The 3,466-nt window shown below is 41.1% G+C and carries 1 protein-coding gene and 2 pseudogenes; all 3 read right to left on the minus strand.

The window, feature by feature from the left end:
- Positions 1-120: 120 nt before the first annotated feature.
- Positions 121-1,959, minus strand: coding sequence for a non-ribosomal peptide synthetase (locus tag AC1F2U_RS34480; protein WP_480265234.1), 1,839 nt, complete (start codon positions 1,957-1,959; stop codon positions 121-123).
- Between the two features lie 813 nt (positions 1,960-2,772).
- Positions 2,773-3,207: pseudogene (locus AC1F2U_RS34485) on the minus strand (IS5 family transposase); the annotation flags it as partial.
- A 117-nt stretch (positions 3,208-3,324) separates the two neighbouring features.
- Positions 3,325-3,466, minus strand: a pseudogene (locus AC1F2U_RS34490) (IS5/IS1182 family transposase); the annotation flags it as partial.

The raw sequence follows: 3,466 nt of genomic DNA on the forward strand, positions 1-3,466 counted from the left end.
TATTCGTTTGGCATCCGGGAAATGTCTTTGTGGGCGGTGGCTAGGTAACTTTACTATCACGGAGGAATGTCTGCTGGTAGGTGTTTTTCAGTTTACCTGCAAACAACACCAATTAGATAGCTAGGGGTTTCCTGAGCGTGAAATCGGTTGCATGGTAAGACAGTGCAACTGCTGTTTTGAGCTTTTGCTGTACTGTTGGACGAGTTGAGCTAAACCCGCTATGGTAGGATTGGCGAAGATGTGATGAAAAAATAACTCGACTTGAAAAATCTCGCGTAGGCGGGAAAGGATTTGAACTGCTATTAATGAATGACCCCCCAGATTGAAAAAATTGTCGTGGATTCCAATCTGCTCAAAACCTAATAATTCAGTCCAGATACCCGCTAGCGTTTCTTCAATTGGGTTACGAGGTGCGACAAAGGCTTCTTCGAGGTCGGGACGTGTGCGATCGCCCTTTGGCAGATTTTGCCGATCTACTTTACCATTTGGAGTGAGGGGTAAAGAATCTAAAATGACAAATACCCCGGGAACCATGTAATTAGGCAGTTTTTCTTGAAGGAAGCCTTTGAGGGTAGCAACAATCGCTTCTGGCTTTTGATTCAGGACTATATAAGCAACAAGCCGTTTATCACCCCTGATGTCTTCACGGGCAATTACAGCTACTTGTTTGACATCTGGGTGTTGAATTAAAAGCTTCTCGATTTCATCCAGTTCAATGCGGAAGCCGCGAATCTTCACCTGATTATCAACTCGTCCCAGAAACTCAATATTCCCATCTGGTAAATAACGTGCCAAATCTCCAGTTTTATATAATCTGCTTCCTTGGGTCTTTGCAAACGGATTAGGGATAAATCTTTCTCTAGTTAACTGTGGACGGTTCAGATAGCCTCTGGCCAAACCGTCGCCACCAATATATAATTCGCCAGGAGTCCCAATAGGAACAGGTTGCAAATGGCTATCGAGAATATAAACTTGGGTATTAGCGATCGCCCGACCGATGGGCGGTTGAATATCGCCAGAGGTACATTCTGCCATAGTCGCGCAAACAGTTGCTTCAGTTGGGCCGTAAGCATTAAAAAAGCGCCGCCCTTTTGACCATTGAGCTACCAATTTCGGATTGCAGGCTTCTCCGGCAACGATAAGGGTTTGTAAGTTTGGTAATTCTTCTGTTGCCAGGACTGCTAGGGCTGTGGGTGGTAGGGTGAGGTGAGTTATTGCTTGCTCGTGCAACAGTTGCATTAAATCCGCTCCTGGACGCAAGGAATCCTGAGTACCCAGGTAAAGGCTCGCCCCAGAACACAGCGCCATCACAATTTCCCAAACTGAAGCATCGAAGCTCAAAGAAGCAAACTGGAGAACGCGGCTGTGTGATTGTACGTCAAATAGCTTTACTTGTGCTGTTGCCAAATTACACACGCTTTGATGTTCAATCAGCACTCCTTTGGGTGTTCCTGTAGAACCGGATGTATAAATCACATAAGCGAGATTAAGATATGTCACATCGCTAGTGGGATTTTCTTGGCTCTGGCGAGCGATCGCTTCCCAATCACTATCCAAACAAACTGCCTTCACCCCACTTGCAGAAAATTCTTCAACAAACTTTTGCTGTGTTAACAGCACTTGCACTTGTGAATCTGACAGCATGAACGATAGACGTTCTTTGGGATATGTTGGATCTAGCGGCACATAAGCTCCACCTGCTTTGAGAATTCCCAGCATTCCCACAACCATGAACAAGGAACGCTCAACGCAAATCCCTGCTAGTACTTCTGGCCCTATACCCAAAAATTGTAAATGATGTGCAAGTTGATTAGCTTGGTTGTTTAACTCTTGATAGGTAAGTTTCTGCTTGTTGAAGACAACGGCAATATTTTCTGGAGTTTTTTTCACTTGTGCTTCAAATAATTGATGTATGCACAAATGTTTGGGGTAATCTACCGTTGTATTATTCCATTCCACTAATATTTGATATTCTTCCTGCTCAGTTAGATTACAAAAATTATTAACAGATTGAGTAGACCGAAGCATAATTTCTTTCTTCATAAAATAGCACTCATCCTATACGTATCTTAGCTACCACTCTCTAAAGATTTTATTTAACTAAAACTCTTATACTACCTATACCAAATTGCTATCTCAAGGCTATGAGAGCAAATGCTACTGCGTCATGATTACCACTTGACGCAATTAATTATCAGAATAATAATTAGAGGATTATACCAAGAAGTTCTAGACACTAATTTTTCAAAAAAATTGTCCTTTTTCTTCAACTTCACATTATTAAATATTAGTTAAATATTACTAATAGCAGTGAAATATATTATCCATATTCAAAAACTACAATTTTTATAGATTTATAGAATAATCTCAGTTTGAACGACAAAATGCAATAGCAGTTAAAACAGTTAATTAGTCTTACCTATGAAATGTAACAGTTGTTAGGAAAGTTAAGTGGACAGTTAAGACAGTTAAGAAACTTAAGTAGACATTTTAAATAGAAAGTTAAGACAGTTAAGACAGTTAAGCAGATAGCTAAAATATCTGAAACAATTAATAAATAATAATTACTAACTGTTAAGTTACTTGTAAATTTTCTAACGTTCCATCAGCTTCCCAACGCTGTAGCCATCTGTGCGCTGCACTTTTTGAGGCCCAAATCTCTCCCTTCGGAACATCACACCACCGATATCCTGTTATTAACTAGCGTGGCAAAACTTACTAGAGAAGACGACTCTCTTAGAGGATGTTTTAAAAGTCGAAGCGAGTCAAAAATTATGCCAGTCGCCTGGCCATAAGACGTATCATCGCAATGTAAATAAAAGTCTCAGAGGTTTCTGGTAGTCGTTCATAATCTTTACTTAAACGCCGACACCAGTTAAGCCAACCAAAAGTTCGCTCAACAACCCAGCGCTTTGGTAAATGGACAAAACCTTTCTTTTCCAAGGGTCGAAGCACAATTTCCACAATCCAGCGAAACATATCCATCACCCAACGCATAAATTCTTCGCCTCGGTATCCTTCATCCATCCAAATAGTGTGCAACCGCTTTACCTGATTTCCCGTATCATGAACTCGTTTGAGGACTTGTTTAGCTCCTTGGCGCTCTGGAAGGCTTGCAGAGGTAACTAATACTCGTAAAACTAGCCCTAGTAAATCCACGCTCAGATGTCGTTTACGACCGTGTATTTTTTTGCCTGCATCATAACCTACCTCTTGGGATATAGGACTACTATTTGATTTCTGAAAACATACTGAGACTGAAAAGCCCGTTTTATCGGGGTTTTATCTGAAATCTTGTTCAAAAATCAGATATGAGTCCTATATCATGGTTGCTGTTTCCACCGATTGACTATCGGCTGCTGCTTCTGACGGACTAGGTTCACGTCCTGCTGCCACGCGAGTCCATTGGTATAATTTGTCGTGAATTTTTCACCAAGTTCCATCTTGGCTCCATCTCCAAAAATAA

It is taken from the genome of Nostoc sp. LEGE 12454 (assembly GCF_056620565.1).